The sequence below is a fragment of the Halalkalicoccus tibetensis genome, assembly GCF_037996645.1.
Classification (GTDB): Archaea; Halobacteriota; Halobacteria; order Halobacteriales; family Halalkalicoccaceae; genus Halalkalicoccus; species Halalkalicoccus tibetensis.
The window spans coordinates 144,518-163,577 of sequence record NZ_JBBMXV010000007.1; the positions used below are offsets into that span (position 1 = coordinate 144,518).

General features: G+C 49.2%; 14 protein-coding genes. 8 read left to right on the forward strand and 6 right to left on the reverse strand.

Features of this window, described 5'->3' with window-relative positions:
- From WOA58_RS18535 to WOA58_RS18550, 4 genes are all read left to right on the forward strand, one after another.
- Entirely contained in the window at positions 1-1,116 is a 1,116-nt protein-coding gene (locus WOA58_RS18535) for a TRAP transporter substrate-binding protein (protein ID WP_340605784.1), read from the forward strand.
- Positions 1,117-1,257: 141 nt separating this feature from the next.
- A complete protein-coding gene (locus WOA58_RS18540) occupies positions 1,258-1,827 on the forward strand; it encodes a TRAP transporter small permease (protein ID WP_340605785.1) in 570 nt (189 codons plus the stop codon).
- A 34-nt stretch (positions 1,828-1,861) separates the two neighbouring features.
- Positions 1,862-3,112 carry a TRAP transporter large permease gene (locus WOA58_RS18545; RefSeq protein WP_340605798.1) on the forward strand — a complete coding sequence of 417 codons (1,251 nt, stop codon included), beginning with the start codon at positions 1,862-1,864 and terminating at the stop codon, positions 3,110-3,112.
- 126 nt (positions 3,113-3,238) lie between these two features.
- A complete protein-coding gene (locus WOA58_RS18550) occupies positions 3,239-4,975 on the forward strand; it encodes a thiamine pyrophosphate-binding protein (protein WP_340605786.1) in 1,737 nt (578 codons plus the stop codon).
- Between the two features lie 54 nt (positions 4,976-5,029).
- Here WOA58_RS18550 and WOA58_RS18555 read toward each other — a convergent pair whose 3' ends face one another.
- On the reverse strand, positions 5,030-5,965 hold the full coding sequence (locus WOA58_RS18555; RefSeq protein WP_340605787.1) for a dihydrodipicolinate synthase family protein: 936 nt from the start codon (positions 5,963-5,965) through the stop codon (positions 5,030-5,032).
- A 336-nt stretch (positions 5,966-6,301) separates the two neighbouring features.
- On the opposite strand from WOA58_RS18555, the gene WOA58_RS18560 reads away from it, so the two are divergent.
- Positions 6,302-7,546, forward strand: a complete 1,245-nt coding sequence (locus tag WOA58_RS18560; RefSeq protein WP_340605788.1) for a mandelate racemase/muconate lactonizing enzyme family protein — start codon at positions 6,302-6,304, stop codon at positions 7,544-7,546.
- Positions 7,547-7,882: 336 nt separating this feature from the next.
- On the opposite strand, the gene WOA58_RS18565 is transcribed toward WOA58_RS18560, so the two are convergent.
- Complete coding sequence (locus tag WOA58_RS18565) at positions 7,883-8,821, reverse strand: dihydrodipicolinate synthase family protein (protein WP_340605789.1); 939 nt, start codon at positions 8,819-8,821, stop codon at positions 7,883-7,885.
- A 283-nt stretch (positions 8,822-9,104) separates the two neighbouring features.
- Between WOA58_RS18565 and WOA58_RS18570 the strand changes: the two genes are divergently transcribed.
- On the forward strand, positions 9,105-9,878 hold the full coding sequence (locus tag WOA58_RS18570) for an IclR family transcriptional regulator (RefSeq protein WP_340605790.1): 774 nt from the start codon (positions 9,105-9,107) through the stop codon (positions 9,876-9,878).
- On the opposite strand, the gene WOA58_RS18575 is transcribed toward WOA58_RS18570, so the two are convergent.
- The 4 genes from WOA58_RS18575 to WOA58_RS18590 all read right to left on the reverse strand — a co-directional run bounded on the left by WOA58_RS18575 (position 9,879) and on the right by WOA58_RS18590 (position 13,577).
- A complete protein-coding gene (locus WOA58_RS18575; protein WP_340605791.1) occupies positions 9,879-10,292 on the reverse strand; it encodes a universal stress protein in 414 nt (137 codons plus the stop codon). It abuts the gene before it with no gap.
- Positions 10,293-10,579: 287 nt separating this feature from the next.
- Entirely contained in the window at positions 10,580-12,043 is a 1,464-nt protein-coding gene (gene xacF / locus WOA58_RS18580; protein WP_340605793.1) for a 2,5-dioxovalerate dehydrogenase, read from the reverse strand.
- A 208-nt stretch (positions 12,044-12,251) separates the two neighbouring features.
- Entirely contained in the window at positions 12,252-12,404 is a 153-nt protein-coding gene (locus WOA58_RS18585) for a helix-turn-helix domain-containing protein (protein ID WP_340605799.1), read from the reverse strand.
- A gap of 993 nt (positions 12,405-13,397) precedes the next feature.
- Entirely contained in the window at positions 13,398-13,577 is a 180-nt protein-coding gene (locus WOA58_RS18590; RefSeq protein ID WP_340605794.1) for a hypothetical protein, read from the reverse strand.
- 962 nt (positions 13,578-14,539) lie between these two features.
- Between WOA58_RS18590 and WOA58_RS18595 the strand changes: the two genes are divergently transcribed.
- Together WOA58_RS18595 and WOA58_RS18600 are read left to right on the forward strand one after the other, a co-directional pair.
- On the forward strand, positions 14,540-16,777 hold the full coding sequence (locus WOA58_RS18595; RefSeq protein ID WP_340605795.1) for a BNR repeat-containing protein: 2,238 nt from the start codon (positions 14,540-14,542) through the stop codon (positions 16,775-16,777).
- 213 nt (positions 16,778-16,990) lie between these two features.
- On the forward strand, positions 16,991-19,060 hold a 2,070-nt coding region (locus WOA58_RS18600; protein WP_461782300.1), incomplete at its 3' end, for a family 78 glycoside hydrolase catalytic domain.

The window sequence follows — 19,060 nt, forward strand, 5'->3', positions numbered from 1 at the left end:
ATGGCACGAATTAGCCGCCGCCAGCTATTAGGAGCAGTTGGAGCTGGAGGAGTAGGCCTGGTAGCAGGGTGTACTGATTTAATTGCCGGTGAAGATGATGAAGCCGGTGAAACAGGATTGGATGGAGGAACTTTAGATGAGTTACCAGAGATCTCCGCAACGATAGGGTATGATGCTGCTGAAAGTCGTACTGCTGAGTCTCATGTGGCAGCTGTTGCCTTTCAGGAGTATGTTGAAGATGCTACTGATGGCCAGTTTGATATTGAACTAGCATCTGGTGGTTCCCTAGGTTCAGATTCTGAGATGGCTGAGCAGATTCAAGATGGTACCTTAGAACTGCAGTCAGGAGCTTCTGAAGGCCATCTAGGGCCGTTTTATCCGAACTTCAACGTCTACGCGATTCCATTCATATTTGAGTCTGTTGAGCTGGCAACCCACGTACTAGACCACGAATATGGCGAAAGATTATTTGAAGATTTCCGCGAAAGTACCGGAATGCGTATTATTGGTCATTGGGACAATGGCGGCTTTCGCAGCTTTTCGTTCAATCAAGAAGTCACCTCAATGGAAGATTTCGAAGGACTTGATATTCGTATGCAGGAAATCGAGTCTCACAATGAATTAGTTAGGCAGTTAGGGGCGAATCCCACTCCAATCGATTGGGGTGAAACGTATACAGCCCTTGATCAAGGAGTCGTTGATGGTCACGATAATGCAATCCCCACAATGCTAATGGGGGATATTCATGAGGTACAAGAATTCATATTGATGTCTCAACATTTCTACTCAGCTGGTCATATGTTATGCGGTGACGACTGGTACCAAGATCTAGAACCATTGTACCAATCACTTGTTCGTGAAGCTAGCACATTTGCTTCACTTGAAGCCCGGCGGCAAACGGCAGCGATCAGGGAAACTGGTCGTGAGTATATGGAAGAACAAGGGGTAGAGGTATATGATCCTTCAGAAGAGTTTCTCGAAGAACTGAGAAATGCTACGCAGGATCCTGTGGAAGATATAATTAGAGAGGAGGTTGAAGATGAATCATGGGTTGATGATCTGTATGATGCTGTCGAAGAAAGTCGAGTGCAACTTGCAGAAGAGGAACTAAGCTAACAGAATAGTCCTCCAAATATATAGAATATTCCAACATCGCTGCAATCTTAAGATAAGATTGCAAAACTATCCAGAGTTCCCATACCTCTTCGCATGAAAAATTATAAGTGGGGCCTCACTTTCTATTCTGTATAGAGGTTCATGACACTCAGCGAAACCAAAACACAGTTGGCAGACAATTATATGAAATTTGCCGATCTAGTAGAGAAAGTTATACGAAACTTCACACAAGTATTGGGATTCATACTCGTAGTATGGGTTACAACTATGGTCATTACTCGACATGGTTTTGAATATGTACCGGTATGGGGGTTAGAAATTTCTGCGTTTTTGATGGTTTGGATCGTTTTTCTCCTTATAGGGCCATTAGTATACACAGACAATCATTTGCAAATAAAAGTATTTTTTAACAAAATACCCATGCCATTCCAGTATTATTTCCGTATGATTCAGTTAAGCGGAATTTTCGTTCTTGGTGCCATCCTTCTAGAATACGGAGTTGGGTACGCTGTAAATAGTGGCTTGAATTCAGTATCCCCGGGATTAGGAATCTATCTGTTTTGGGCTTATCTAGTAATACCTATCTCGGGATGCCTAATTATGTTCTTCACGGTCGCACGAGCAATAGCAATCACACGAGATAAGACAGAAATGGAACCAAAAGAATTCGCCGATGACTCTGAACTGAATAGGTTAGAAGACAATGTCTGAGTTGCTTCTACTTGCAGCTCTGCTTATCTTCTTGATGTCCATGATATTTCTGCGACTAGAGATTGCTTTCGCAATTGGGATTACCGGTGTGATTTGGGTTCTTATAGCTGGAGAACCCCTTACAGTAGTTGCATCTCGATCTTTCTCAGGTATGAATTCCTTCACTTTGTTAGCCATACCCTTTTTTATCCTAGCGGGTGAACTAATGAACAAAGTAGGAATATCTGACACACTAATAAAAATCGCTAATATGTCGTTGGGTCGTATGCGTGGAGGACTGGCACAAGCAAATATTGGATCTAGTATGCTATTCGCTGGTATCTCTGGGTCTGCTATTGCAGACGTGGCCGCCCTCGGAACAGTGTTTGTCCCACGAATGAGTGAAGAAGGATTTGATAGAGACTTTGCTGCAGCAGTGACTGCTGCTTCATCAGTCATTGGTCCAATAATTCCCCCAAGTAATAACCTGATTGTATACGGTGCCGTAACTGGTGTCTCAATTGGAGGCCTATTTGCTGGCGCCATTATCCCCGGCATCCTATTGGGGGTTACACTAATGGTTATGGTATACATATTCTCGTATTGGGAGGAGTATCCGAAATACAAACCAACTACAGAAGAGGAAAATTATCCAAAGTTAGTTGGAGAAGGAGTAGTTGCAATTACGATGCCAGTGATCATCATATATGGGATTATCGGTGGTTTCTTCACAGTGACCGAAGCAGCGGCAGTTGCCTGTGCTTACGCTATTCTTCTCGGAATATTCCTTCAGACACTCTCTATTAGTGATTTGTATTCTGCCCTATATGATTCGTTAGATATTACCGCACAGATATTCACGATGATTGGATTCTCTTTGATACTCGCTTGGATGCTAGCTAGACGAAATTTCCCCACAATATTTGGACAATTTATTCAGGATCTTGGAGTTGGACAAGTTGGATTTCTATTGCTAATTGCAACACTTCTTTTATTTATTGGAACTTGGCTAAGCATTACTGCAACAATAATAATGCTTGCCCCTACACTCGATCAGCTTGCTACAGCATTAGGTATCCATGAGCTACAATTCGGGGTAATAATGGTACTTGCGCTGGGCTATGGTCTAATAACACCACCGCTAGGAGTCAGTCTCTTCGCTGTTTCAAGCGTCGGTGATGTCAAAGTATGGCCAGTTGCCAAACGTGTCATACCATTTTATATTTGCTTTTTGATTGTCTTATTGCTGGTTATTCTTATCCCTGAGCTAACACTCTATTTACCACGGAGTTGGGGACTAGCTTGAACGGAATTGAACCCATAGAAGGGGTTGGCCGTTGATACCCGTATTATTTGATATTTCTGATAGACTGGTATTGGGGAGGTGATTAGTGAGACAGGAGAGTTAACGAACCCCATGTTATTTATAATTATGCAACAAAAGGCAGATAGAGAATCAATGACAGAAAGAGATAACGCTGGAGAGAAACGTAGAGGGAGCGATTACTTATACGAGGCACTCGTGGATTCTGGAATCAAAATTCTGGTCGGATTACCTGGTACTCAAACTTTGCCGCTCGACCGAACCGTTGCAGAACGGGATGAAATGCAGTATGTCATGGCTCGCCATGAAACAGCAATCCCACATATTGCATGGGGATACTATGAGTCTGGAGGAGATATAGCGGCGACAATAACAATTCCTGGACCTGGTGAAACCAATGCTATGCATGGCTTAAAGAATGCTTTCAATGATTGTGTTCCAATTGTACACATATCTGCTGATTCAGATCCAGATGATCGAGGGAAAAGCCCTATTCATGAGCTAGAACCAGAAACTTTTGATCATGTTGTAAAGAGTAACTACAGAATTGAGCGTTCCGTTGATTTCTTAGGAAAGATTCGTGATGGAATTGAAACAGCCCAAACGCCACCTTTTGGTCCTATTCGTCTTGGTATACCAAGCAGTCTTCTTGACAGTGAATTTACGACGATGGACGGAATCGCTTCATCGTCAGGAACGTCAACGACATATGAAAACGAGTATCAGATGGCCGTAGAACGGCTCAACGATGCTGAACGGCCAGTTGTGTATATTGGTGGTGGAGCTCGACGTTCAACAGGAAGCAAATCCGCCATCAAAAATCTTGTTAATCATCTAAACTCTCCGGTAGTCAGTACCTACAAAGGAAAAGGTGTCTTTCCAGAAGATGATCCTCGATTCATGGGTGTCACAGGCAGTCATCTCCCAGCAGGTGCTAAAGACGTACTAAGATCTGCAGATACAGTGCTCGCTTTAGGAACTGATTTTGACGGTGTTACCACGTCAAATTGGGCACTTCCGTTAGGAGATACGCTTATCCATGTCAACATAGATATGTCCGATACTAATGTCGCTTATAGTACCGATATAACCCTTGTTGATGATGTAGCCAAGGCCGCTGAAAAACTGTCTGATGCCGTAAGAGATAAGCAACAATCGCAGTTAGGATGGGATGGTGCAAATATTGCTACCGATGTTCGTAATGAGTACTTCAAGGAGCTCGACAAAAAAGGATTGTTTGCATCTGACGGGTTAATCAACACGCCGCAAGTACTTCAAACGCTTCGAGAAATTTTACCTCGGGAAACGATTGTCACGACTGATGTAGGTGGGTTCCGTTTATGGGCCGCTCAAGTGTTCGAATCCTATGACCAAAACACATATATCACTGCTGGTTCGTGGGGAGGAATGGGTGTAGGTCTTCCCGCCGCAATTGGTGCACAACTGGCAAATCCAGAACGGCCAGTTGTGGCATTGACAGGTGATGGTAGCTTAATGATGTGCATTCAAGAACTCCATACTGCTGTAGAATACGACTTAGATCTAACTACTATCGTATTCAATAATTCTGATTATGGTGTAATTAGTAAATCACCAGAAATTGATCAATATACTGAAGGTCACCAATTTCAGTGGTCTTCACCTGATTTTGCAACGATTGCTGAAGGATTCGGATGCTGTAGTGATTCCGTAGAAACAATCTCTGAAGTCCGCGATCTAGTCACTGCTGCACTAACTCATAGAAGTGGTCCAGAATTAATCGATATTCAAGTGGATCCGTCTGAACCTACCGCTGCAGCAGCTGCAGAGTATACTTCTTCATTCGATCCCCAGGAATATGAATAATACATTATAATTGATGTATGGTTTATAGTTATATTTATTGAGTGACTTTTGTCGTCATTCAATAGGAATCGTACTATCCATTATTTCTGAATAATACTTCTCAGCCCGCTGTCTATCTGAGCCAGAAAGATTTACTAGAGGCTCTCGAACTGGACCTCCTTCTAATCCGGCTAGGTCCATTCCGTATTTTACAGCGGGTATATTATTTGCGGCAGAGATCCTATTATTGTCGCCTGATTCTGCACGAAGAGTTTCGTACGGTCGGGCGAGATTCCTTATTCGTCGGGCCTGCTCGAAATTATTATTTGATAGCGCACTATGCAGTTTCAGTGGCAGTTCTGGGACGAAGTTTCCGATACCAGTTGTGAAGCCTTCCGCTCCCTCTAATGCAAATGCGGGTGCGAATCTTTCCGCAATACCATTTACACAGACGAAGTCATTAGGTACACTCTCAACAATTTTTGAGAATCCCTCGATATCGTTCACCGCGTATTTTATACCAATAATGTTTTCTACACCTGCTAGTTTTGTTACCACCTTGTTACTGATCTCAGGACCGCGCTTGTAAAGAACTACAGGAAGATCAGTCGCTTTAGCTATATTTCGATAGTATTGTTCAATACCGGTCTCATGGAGATAAGTGTGATCAGGATGCATTATCATAATACCGTCTACACCCAAACTATTATACTCCTCGGATAATTTTTTGACCGTTTTGGTACTACCTGCTACTCCTGCAATGACAACACTATCAGTAGATACAGCCTCAACCGTTGATGACGAGACATTCACGCGTTCGTCATGTGTCAATGAATAATATTCTCCAGTATTCCCACAGGGAATGTAGAGCTGGCCACCAGCATCTTCTATTGCTTGGAGATTATTTTTATAATCTTCGTACTTAATATTTTTCTCACTGTTATCGGTGAATGGGATTGCGGTGGTAAATGCAACACCTTGCAGAGCTTTTCTTGTTGTCTGATAGTTCATCTATTACTCCATACAAACTGCCACCTAATAGAATTTTGGGTGAATTTTCGATAAGTCATCAAGATGTGAGGCCAGCGTCGTTGGGAAAAACGTTCCCGATGGACGAACCGGAGGATTACAAGCATATGATTGTAACCATTGATATGGTATTGATTGTTTATACCACCCAATCTGATCTGCGAGAGAATAACCGGTAAATTTGTTCCCTAGCCGGGAATGGACACACTCCAGTTACCTAGTATAGGTTGTTGATTATTGAATAGTAACTCTACAAACAACCACAGCAATAATTGCCGGATCAATTTTACTTACTAATCTCCGGCTTAGGTATCGAACATGGAGATAGCAAAGGTAAGAGGATATGCACTGTCATCCCCAATCAACCCAGTTCAAAGCCGAGAATTTCACGGAGGAGTTCGCCGACTACTAAAACGAGACATCGTTCTTGTGGTTATTGAGACAAAAGATGGGGAACAAGGATTTGCCCCTGGCGGCGCGAGTAGTTCTGCTATGAGGGAGTACTTTGAGGATGAGTCGCAGATGCTATTTTCAGATCTTGTTAACGAAGAGATAGCACCAGCATTAGAAGGCACATCAATCCAGGAAGTTGAGGATGCACATGATATAATAGATAATACAGACCTTCCTGAACGAGTATGCCATGAAGCTGCATCTGCTGTCGATGTAGCACTATACGACCTGAAAGGTAAGCGAACTGGCACTCCAATCTATGAATTACTCTCTGATCGGTTTGATACGGAGCCGACAACATCACTGCCAATGTATGCAAGTGCAGGAATGTACATGCCACCAGAGGGCTATGAAGAACAGGCACGTATCCTTGATGAATTAGGGTTCTTTGGATACAAATATCGTCCAGGTATTGGACCTGAAAAAGATCGTCATACAATCGATATCTTGAATGAGGTCACTGAAGACATTGAAATCATGCTTGATGCACACACATGGTGGAAGATGGGCAACCATTCATACGGCTCAAGCACTATATCAGATCTCGTTGAATACGCAGGGTCCACTGGAGCCTACTGGATAGAAGAACCTGTTGAACCAGATGACCACGATGGATATCGAGAACTGAGTGAACTTGGCGCTTCATTAGCTGGTGGTGAAAGTAAGGAATCGCCACAGGATCTAATCGAACTCGCGCAGACTGGTGCAGTTGATTTTCTCCAAGGCGATGTTCGCCATCATCGCGGATTCACTGGTTGTTCAACAATTATTGAATTCTGTCAAGGAAAAAATATTGAATTTGTACCACATAATTTCGGTACTTGGCTTGGGTTAGTGGCAAATGCTCACCTGGTTTCAGCAGCACCAGAAGTAAACCTCCTCGAATATCCAGTTTTCGAGAACGATCCGGCACTAGAGTCTAGTAAAGATCCAGGAATGTATCCTTTCGAACTTGCTTTCGACATAATTGAGGAAGATCTGGAAGTGAGCAATGGTCATATCGAAGTGCCAGATGGCCCCGGACTAGGTGTAACGGTCGATCTAGATATAGTAGAAGATTATCCGGCCACTGAAGGTCCCTGGACAGAATTTCACTACAAAGATGAATAGAGGATAATATAAATAGCTATATTTCAATCCCCCGGCTTCTGCAAACCGCGGTTCATCAATTGTTTATATAATTCATGCAGTTGCGCCGTGATAAATACCTCCCCGACCAATTATTTAGTATCCTCTATCGGTCCGTCATTACTCATCACTTCAATTGGAAGTATGCAGCTCAGTTCTTGGTTAATAAGATCGAATGTATCTTCACATTGGGTTCATTTACTGTGACAAGTCACTGAATTATTCTTCGTAGGGATATACTTCCTCCCAACGTCGGCCTCGAGTGGGTAGTTAGGATTGGTTTTCTCCCACCATTTCTATTAGCTGGCTACTTTCGTATCAACCTATAATTTGGTTAATTTTCACATCTAATTCTTCGTAGAGTCGTTCTGCTCGGTGTTCGTCCTCCTCAGAGAGAGAGCGAATGGGTTCACGAACATGGCCTCCATGTAATCCCGAAAGATCGAGCCCCTTCTTGACCACTGGAACACTAATAGCTCCTTCCAGGTTATTGTCTTTTCCACGCTGCTCTCGGAGCCTTTGGTATGGCAAACATATATTTCGAAGCAACCGGGCGCGTTCCCAATTACCATCTGAAAGCGCATTGAACAATTCGAGCCCTACTTCCGGACGGAAATTGCTTACACCTGCAGAGAATCCTTCGGCTCCCTCTGCCCAAAAAGCGACCGCGAACGGTTCAGCAAGTCCATTGACCCAAACAACATCATCATCTCCTGCAGCGATACCTGCACCGAGTTTTGGGGCGTCTTTTAGTGCATATTTGACGCCAATTACGCTCTCAATTTGGGTTAGTTTTTCAAGATATTCGACTGAAGGATCGAATCCGCGCACGTATGGTATAAGTGGCCGTTCGGACGCCGTTGCAAGTTCACGATAGTACTGCAACAAGCCTTCCTCGTGAATATAGGTATGATCCGGGGGCATTATCATCATACCATCTATGTCGTTAGCGTCGTAACTTTCAATCAGCTCTTGTGCATCCGATGTACTCCCACCGACACCGGCCAGTATACACGCGTTGTCCGGAAGTGCTTCGACGGCAGTCTGCGCGACTTCGATCCGTTCTTTTTGCGAGAGAGAGTGGTATTCACTAATATTCGCCGTTGCAAGGAACGTGCGAACTCCTTTGTTATGAAGCGTTTGAGCATTTTCCTGTATTTTCTTGTGTTGTATCATTCCCTCTTCATCAAACGGCGTCAGAAGTCCAACTGCTACCCCTCGCAAGTGGTCTTGGATCTGATCTGCTGGCAGTACCATATATTGCTGATGTTCAACCAAGTATATAAAAACCACTACCCTTAGAATGATCGATTCAAATATTTTATGTGAGTATTTAGTAGGGACGCGTTCCTAAGGGAGGAACATGAGATTACAGAAATACGGATGTAAAATACTATTGAAAAGAATGAACTGGAAAGAGTGGGGAGATAATATGAGCCCTGATTCGCCAGTAACAGCGAGAAGAGAAGTATATCGATAGTAGGTATGATGGTTCCTCCACGAGGAACAGATTTACGTACTTGAAGTGAGAGAGGACATTATGGTAGATACTCAGGAACGGTATACTACTCCAACACTCCGAACAGTAGAAATTGCATTCAATATTATCGATACTCTGCGAGAGCAGGACCAACTTGGAATAACTGAATTAGCTAAAGAACTCGGCCATTCAAAAAGTACGATTCATAGCCATCTCCAAACACTCGAGAACAGAGAAATAGTCGTAAATGAGGCAGGGAAATACCGTCTGAGCCTGCGTATTCTGGATATGGCTAATGATGTTCGGAACCAAGTAGGGAATTATGATGTTATCAAAGAAGAAGCAGACACATTAGCCAATGAAACCGGTGAAATAGCACAGTTCGGCCTTAAGGAACACAGTTTAATTACATATCTCTATAAAGCGAAAGGGGAGAGGGGAGTGGAAACAGCTTCTTCAGTCGGGCGAAGGCAGCCCATGCACTCAACCTCTCTCGGAAAAGCCATTCTGGCTTATCTTCCTCACGAACGACGAGAAGAGATGATTAATTCAATGACGTTAGAACGGCAGACTCCTCAGACGATCACAGATCCCGAGCAGCTCCGTGCCGAACTTGATAAAATCACTGAGCGAGGGTATGCAATTGATGACGAAGAAAACCTCGAAGGACTCCGATGCGTAGCTGCACCAGTCAGAAATGGCAAAATAGTGCTTGGAGCCATCAGTATTACTGGACCTGCCAGTCGAATCACAGATGACGATCTCCATAACGATCTGGCTAAAGCCGTACAGCGAGCTGCAAATATTATCGAAGTGAATACAAAGTTCGCGTAATTAGAACCGATCAACCTGAACAGTTACTGGCCCTTCGAAGTTCAGAATTATTGACTGAGCTGTATCCCCAAATACAGCTTTTCCAGTTGGAGAACGTTTCTCTCCAGTGACGAATATATGGTCACAGTTTCGCTTGTTCGCCTCTGTCAATATAATATCTGGAATATCCCCAAAGACGCTATCAACCTCTACTTGCTTTTGTGCACTCTTAAGTTCAGAGACGCTAGGAATTGCATTATGGACTACTTCTACTGTTATTTCTTTAGACCGATCAATGAATTCATCTGGTTCCTCGTCGGTATCTGCGTGGTCAATGAAAACGTCTGTCGCTCCGAGTTGACGAATATAGCTGAGCCGCGCCTCCGAGAGGGAACGTGTCCGTACTCCTACGCGAATACCTGCTTCATACGCCATGGCAATTACACATAGATAGCGCACTAAATAAAAGTTGGTGCAGATAAAAGCATACGTTTCATATAAGTCAAATAGGATAAACTATCGAAATATTGATATCATTTAGTTGATCGTCACCTAGATCGAACTCAAGTGAGATCGTCTCGAACACGAGCGTGACACGCTTGAAGATGATATCCTGAAGCTCGAATCTCGACTTGAGGAAAACATTGAAACAGGGGCTGTCTATGATCTCCTTTCGGGATCATTCGCAGTCATCTGATAATGGGATGACTAGTAATCTGTAGTCAATAGCTCTCGTAGATAGTTTTGATGATCGTAAAGTAGTCCATTCCTTCTTCACCCTGCTCGCGGTACGTTTCGCTCGAAGAAGCGTTCATCCCACCAAAGGGAACGTGCAGGTCCAGTCCCGACGTCGCTTCGTTTATCTTTACGATACCGAAATCAACATCCCCGATGAACTGGTTGGCTTCGGTGTGATCTTGAGTGGCAATCCCTGCTGTAAGACCAAATTCGACGTCGTTTGCGATCTCGACGGCCTCCTCGTAGTCGCTGTAGGAGGCAATGCCTGCGAAGGGACCGAAGACCTCCTCCTGCATGATAGTCATATCAGACTCGGCATCAGTGACGATTGTTGGCTCAATGAAATATCCATTCTCGTATTCCTCGCCTTCGGGCTGGCCGCCGCCATACGCGAGGGTTGCACCCTCTTGTTGGGCTGTTTCGATGTAATCAAGGGTACTTTCGAGTTCGCGCTCGCTTACCTGCGGACCCATGCCAGGGTCGTCGAGGCCGGGGCCGATCTCGATGGAATCAACGTAGTCGATTAGTTGTTCGACGAACTCGTCGTGGATCGACTCATGAACGATGACGCGCTCGGTCGCCGTACACGCTTGACCAGTGACGCTACAGATGCCCCCGCCAACGACCTCGACAGCCTTCTTGATATCGGCATTCTCAGAGACGACTGTGGGATTTTTCGAGCCCATTTCGGTCTGGATGCGCTTTCGGTTGTCGGTGGCCTGCTGGTAGATCATGTCACCGACCTCGCGGCTACCGGTGAAGGAAACTGCATCGACCTCGTCATGCTCGACAATGGGCTGGCCGACTTCCTCGCCACCGCCCGTGAGGACGTTAACGACGCCGTCGGGAGCACCGATTTCCTCTGCGGTTTCGGCGAGACACTTCGTGACCTCTAGGAACACTGTCGGCGCGTCTTTGGAGAGCTTACAGACAACGGTGTTGCCTGTCGCTAGTGCGGGAGCCATCTTCCAGGCAGGGATGGCGATAGGGTAGTTCCACGGGACGATCAACCCAGCGACGCCCATGGGCTCACGCACCGTATAGAGGTTCTGATCGTCGGTGGTTGTAGGCTTGCGATCACCGCCGTAATCCACCGCGTGAGAGGCATAGTAATAGAAAATGTCGATCGCCCGGCCGACCTCACCGCTTGCTTCGGTGAGCGTTTTGCCTTCCTCGCGACAGAGGGTTTCAGCGAGTTCCTGGGACCGCTCGTCGATACGCTTTGCGGTGCCGCGTAATAACGCCTGATAAGTAGCACCGGGCTCCGCCGCCCATTCCTCTTGGGCGGCTGCTGCAGCCTCAACTGCGTCCTTGGCGTCTTCTGCGCTTGAGTCCTGTACGGTGGCAACGACCTCGTTAGGATCCGCCGGGTTGTGGGTGTCGAACGTCTCCCCAGTTTCGGAGGCGCACCACTCGCCGTCGATGTAGTTCTCGTACGTTTGAGCCATCACTGCTATTGTATCTATCCGAGGTACACCATTCTTTTGGTTTGCGATTGTGGGTGCGATAATCCTCCCTCTACAATTATGGATCTTAGGATCCAGTTGTCACCGTTACTGGTTCATCAAATTCAAGTGAGACCCTTGACCAATCTCACCGAAAGATCCTTCTCAAACTTTCTGGTCTGCTTACGGTTATCTCTCTATCTTCGAGTGTTCAGAGATGACTGTGAATCGTACTCTTTGGATGTCCGAGTCTGTCATCTAGTTCTGTTACTGCAAATGGGTTTTGCTCTTGAAAGGTTTCGATAATATTGAATGTGATCTCTACTGACTGGAGTGTTTGTGTAGGACATTCTTCATGTACGATTCCCTACTGGAGCTTTCTCTTTTCGGCTATGTAGATCTGTTCCTTCTAGAGGAGCTACTAGATATAAGTTTGTATTCGTCTATTCTCGGTATTACTGGTGAGCCCCGGGTGAATATTCTGTTTTCTACTTTATAGTTAATTCACCCAACTAATTTATTACAACCATACTCTTGTAATTCTCTGTTCCCCTCTGAAGAACAGCGCTAGATGAAAGACCATTAACAATACCAGTTATTATATAATTCCGTAACTATGTATTGTGAACTTGTTGCAACTTCAACTGATTTATGAAGGGAAACTGCTCTAAGTAACTTTCTAAACAGATAATTTTGATAAATCGTTATTATAAGATATTTCCGAGCTTTCCAGAATTTTGTCTCTTTTTACTATTAACAAGTTTTATGTTCGATAGTTGATTACATCTATACGAGAAAATCGGTTATCCAACAAATCGGATACGAGAAACATACAAGCGCAAAATAAAAGAATCGTAGTCCGAAATTCGTCGGGGGTCGTGACGGTTATAAAATCCCCTGATCGATTTGTAGCCGCTCTCGATCCCCAGCGGTAGTTGTACTCTTTGACCGCTCCAGCCGGAGCGTTCGTCATGAACACGACGTACTGACGGTAGTCTGTCCGCTTAGAGTCCTCGTTGCGTATATACACTGCCGTCGTCGGCAGCCACTCGTCGTTGCCGAGGTAGAGTTTCCGATCCGTCCTGTAGTAATCTTGATCCCGGTTCAGTAGGCGTTTTGCTTGGGCCTTCTTGCTGGTCTGCATCTGCTTTGGAGCGACGTATCTCAACCCATGTTCGGCAGCTGCTTTGAGAACGTGTTGGTTGAACCCCCAATCCATTAGTGCCTCGTCGACGTGAACAAACTCTTGAACCGAGGCCAGCAGATCCTCGACGATCTCCCTGCGTGTCTCGTCCTTTCACACGGGGCGAACGTCCAAGACGATCGACACAGCGTTACCTACTAATTGAATCGTCGCCTATTGATAGGCGTACTCGTCAGTGTTCTCTTTTGTTCCGATAATCTCGTCCTCGTGACGGCTTCGGTCATCTGTGAACGGCTCTGCCTCGGTGATGTCGGTCGCGACGATTTCTGCTTGGAAGAACTTCTCTGTTTCTGCTACCTTGTTTAGCAGGCGGCCTACTGCCTGTCGGTACATCGCTCGAATTTGCCCGATAGAGAGGTTGCGAAGATGCTCACGATGTGCACAACCCAGTGGGATTCGGTCACGAGTGGACTCGTGGATAAACTGCGAGCACCCTTATTGGCAGCGAGATTCTCTCGCAGGTCAAACTAGGTCTGTAAATCTCTGTGTAATCTCGTGGATTTCACAACCTTTGCCCCACTCCAACGAAAATGTGGGGAAAACAACTCGGCTGACGTACTGAGTGATCTTCGCCGCCTATTCCACCACAGTCGTGTCATTTGGTCTGCTTCTCCAGATCCGTCGTCATGGTAGCAGAGCGCCCATTCTAGTTTACGCGGAATCGTGACGCCAGTATTCTGGGCTCTAATAAGGGTCATCCGACCAGCCCTCTCAACTGTTTCGTGCAGGTCAGCTGTGAAGCGTTTGTGCCAACTGCGCTATAGCGTCAACTGGTCAGAGATCGTCTCTAAATATAGCTGATTGCATAGTGAGAAATCTGATATGAATACTCGTGAGTACGGTTTCGTGATCACACCCGTGGAGTTCTTTGACCAGAAACACACCGACTAGCGACTCAATATCATACTGTATTGATCCAGTATATCGGTCATGAGATCAAAATTGACGTGCGCAAGCGGTACGCTATTCTACAACTCTAAAGATACGGCCAACAGCCATCAGACGTTTGAACTTGAACCAAGTATAGTGAATCGTACTTCGGAATATGATGGAGTGTCATCATAGTAGCGAAAATATTATAATCATTACTGCCAATCGTTAACGGTGGTCAGAATGAAACGTCGAGATAGTTTCGACAATACCGATACAGATCGACTCGAAAAGTTAGTCTCATCGCACACTTCGAACACTCGATGGGTATGGGCCGGCAAACGTGACCGACGTCGAGTACCAGCAGTACCGATTACATGACTCGAAATACGAGGACAGACGAACACAAAATCGACCGTGAATCGATGGACGCCATTCAGCGCCGAACGTTTCTCGCGACTAGCGGCCTGATCAGCGCAGCAGGCGTGTTCGGCGTCGGGACGACGGCGGCGAGGGCCGGTTTGGACAGCGGAGCAGGCTCGCAGTCGGCGCTCTCTCGGTCCGTCCTCACGGAGGCCGGACTCGGAAACGCACAGACGGATACGCCGCCGTTTATGCCGCGGTTGACGACGTACAACGGCCGCCAGTATTTCGCATATTGGACCCATCCAGGTGAGCTAGTCGTTGCGGCGCGCGACCTTCCCGACGGCGAGTGGGAACAACACGGGCTAGGGATAGAGATCGATGTCCGCGACGGCCACTGGACGCCGGCGATCGGCGTCGGACCCGACGGTCACCTCTTCTTGAACTACAATACCCGCGATTCCGAGATCCTGTGGCTTCGTAGTCAAGAACCCGAAGAGATCACGGATTGGAGCGACGAGCAGATCGGGATGACCGGCAAGTACGAGGAGAGCGTCACCTACGTCGAATTCACTCGCCTACAGGACGGAACGCTACTTGAGGCTCACCGCGAGGGAGCCTCTGGCGTCGGCGAGTGGATAATGAACCGCTGGGACCCCGACGCCAAGGCGTGGGAACCGCTCCAGCACCCGCTGGTCGACGGTGAGGGCGAGTTCAACTCGTATATGTGGAACTTGATCGAGTCGAGCGACGGGACGCTTCACTACTTTTTCAATTTTCGCGAAACTTGGGACGTGGAGACGAACGTCGACCTCTCCTACGCACGCAGTACTGATGGCGGCGAGACTTGGGAACACAGCGATGGCACATCATACAACCTACCGATCACATTCGGCGATACCGAGGTCGTCGATCCGATCGAGCCAGACAGTAACTTCATCAATCAGGGCTGGGCAAGTTACGATCCACGAAACGACGCACCACACGTCACGTACTACCGTGATGACGAGGACGGCTACACGCAGATCTACCATGCGTACCGGGATCTTGATGCGGAAGCGTGGGTGACCGAGTCGGCAACGAGTCGCGAGGACGATGTCAATCTCGGCGGCGGCGGAGTCGTTTCCTCGCCGATCGGCCGAATGGGTATAGTCGTCGGTAATGACGGTGACGTCCATATCCTTACCCGGGACTTCGAGCAAGGTGGCTGGCCGCTGCTGGTCGAGAAGCTTGATGGCGAGTGGCAGACATCTGTCCTCTACCGACGGAATATGACGTGGAGCGACATCCACATCGATCGCGAACGGTGGCGCACGGACCGCGTTCTCAGCTTCGTTGATCATCAGCAGAACGTCGGCGACGTGCCCTGGAGCGCCGAGTCGCTCCTCAGTGTCACCGATGTCGATCCGGCACAGCTCGATCGTACCGATCGGACGGTCGAACAGACGGATTTCGAACCCGACGCGGGGGACCTGACAACGTACGCCTCAACGGCGCTGGCCGACGCGCCGGCGACCACGACGAGCACGGAGTTCGTTGATGTCAGTGCCGCTTTGGCACTCACCGAGACGACCGTTCCCGCCTCACCGGTCTACGCTCGGGCAACTGTTGACCTTGAGACGACTGAGGACGCCACCGAAGCGGCGGCGAGGGTTGTGGTCCACGGCAAGCACGGCACCACTACTGGCGACCCCGTCGTTCACTCGGGCGGTGACGATCCCGAGACGCTGACCACCAAGTGGGTGCGCATCCCGCAGGCGATGCGCGCCGGATACGCGACCCTCGAATTTCGTTCGGAGTCGGATGAGTCGATCGCACGGATAGGCGACACCACGCTCGAGGTGGCCTATCGCGATCCGCTCCCACATGGAGAGACTGTCTCGCCCTCACCAAGCGGCGGGACAGAGAAACCGCTCCCGCATATGGTCACCGTCGACACTACGGGATTAGAGGAGACGTCACCAGTAGCGACCGCGATAGGCAAGTTCGAAGACACACCAACGTCACTCGAGATACGACGCGCGACGGCGGCGGCGCCGCTATACGCGCGGGTGACTGCTCGGATAGAACCTCACGAAGACGCCGACGCGGACGCCGCGGTCCGACTTGCTACGACGAGCGCCAACGGGAAAACGACTGAGTACGGTGAGCCGGTGACCGTCGACGACGGTCCTGGTCTCCGCACGACCGGCTGGCAGGCGGTTCCGTCGACGTTCAACGGTGGGACCGTCACGCTCCAGGCCAGCAACGCCCGCATCACCGCAGCGACGCTCGAGCTGGCAATCCGAAACAAGATCTGAGCGCAAATCAGCCCATCGGCGCCGGTTTGCCGGAATGGGTTCAGATTTCGACAGCTACAGAACCGATAGCGGGTGCGGTCAAGAGCAAGACGCGGTCACCACAATCTCATGCGAGCTGGTGCCGTCACCGTCACCTGTTCGGATAGACGGTCGAACCCATAATTTTATACAGAGAGTCAGCATACCGTATACCATACCATAGAGTGATAGTTAATGACTGGCACAAACGAGACTGAGCGATACGAGCGAGCGTCACGGTCGAACAGTAGTCGACGAGTGCGGAATCAGACGTCGACGGTCAGCCGGCGAGAGTACCTGAAGTACACGGGTGTAACCGCTGGCGTCCCGTTCGCGGCGGGGGTTGTACAGGGTGATCGAGGACGGAGTGTATCGAGCGACTCAGCGGCTGACGTGGTGTCCGCGCCAGTCGATTTACGTACGGAGTACGAGCGCGAACCGACGAACCTCTTTCCATCTGTTGACCATCCGCCGCGGCTGTCTTGGTGTGTACCCGCCGACCGAGACGTCGAGCAGACGGCCTACCGGATTCGCGTGGCAACCGACGCGGACGTGTTGCCCGACGACGCGACAGTCTGGGACAGCGGTCGGGTCGACGCGAGTCGGTCGACAGCGATCGAGTACGGCGGCGAGCCGCTCGAACCTGATACGACCTACCACTGGACCGTCCGAATCTGGGACGACGACACGGCCAGTGACTGGAGCGACCCAACCCACTTTACGACGGCGATCACCGAAAGCCAGTGGGCGGGCGAGTGGATCGGTGTTGAGGTCGATGAGGACGACCCGATCAACAATACCGAACAGAATACGCCGATCGAACTCGAGGAGGGCAAGACGCTCGGTCAGACATTTACCAGTGAGGAGGGATTCGACGTTGTCGCCGCGAGCGTCCCGACGTGGGAGACTGACGATTCGGATGTAACGTTTTCGCTGTATGAGGACGGCCCTGATAGCGCCCTTGTCACCGAGGATCGGTTCACAGCCATTGGCGACGGGTCGTGGGTCGAACTGACGACCGAAGAGCGACTTCCGCCAGGTGACTACTACCTCGAACAATCGAACCCGGACGGAACCATTGGCTGGTGGAGCCACACCGACGACGTTCTCGAGGGTGGGCAGGCGTTCGAAGACGGCGAACCGGTCAACGGCGACCGTACGCTGCGCGTTACACGTGAGGATTCGACCGACCCGTCGCCACTACTCCGGACGGACGCGATGCTTGACGGGACGATCGAGTCGGCCCGGGCACACGTCGTCACGCTGGGCTACGGCGAACTGTACACCAACGGCGAACGGATCGGCGACGAGCAGTTGAATCCCGCTTGGACCAAGTACGAAGACCGTGTGCTCTACAGCAGCCACGACGTGACGGACACCCTCAAGTCAGGCGAGAACGCGCTCGGCCTCTGGCTCGGTCGCGGCTGGTACTCGAAGGGGAACCACGAACTCCCTCTCCGAATTCCGGATTGGGAGGCCTACGGCGCGCCACGCGGACTGTTACAGCTTGAGGTCACCTACGCGGACGGAACGACTGAATCGGTGACTACCGACGGGTCGTGGACGATGTCGCCGAGTCCGATCACAGAGAATGACATCTACGACGGCGAGACGTACGACGCACGTGAGGAACAATCCGGCTGGGCGGAACCCGGTTTCGACGACAGTAATTGGAATCTCGTCGACGAAAAGGAGCCCCCGAGCGGCGACTACAAGCTGCGTCCTCAGCGACTCCAGCCTATCGAGGCAACCGAGACGTTCGAGCCCGAGTCGATCGTCGAACGCGAGGACGACTATCTCGTCGACTTCGGACAGAACCTGGCTGGCTGGGTCGAACTGACGATCCGAGAACCGGGTGCGGGTGACGAGGTCGTCCTCCGACACGCGGAGACTGTCGATGACGAAAACGAACTGGTCACGGTTGACCTCCGCGACGCGGAAGCCACCGATCGGTACGTCGCGCGTGGCGACGGCGTCGAGACCTACGAGCCTCGGTTCACCTATCACGGCTACCGGTACGTGACAGTCGAGGGCTACCCCGGCGAACTGACGACGGCCGACATCGTCTCGAAGGCGGTCCACACGGGCTTTGAGGAGATCGGCTCGTTCGCATGTTCGAACGAGGATCTCAATCAGGTCCAGCACAACGCCGTCTGGGGACTTCGAAGCAACGCTCACGGGCTCCCGACGGACTGTCCCCAGCGCGACGAGCGCTTCGGCTGGACCGGCGACGTCCACCAGAACGCTCGTGCCGACTTCTACAAC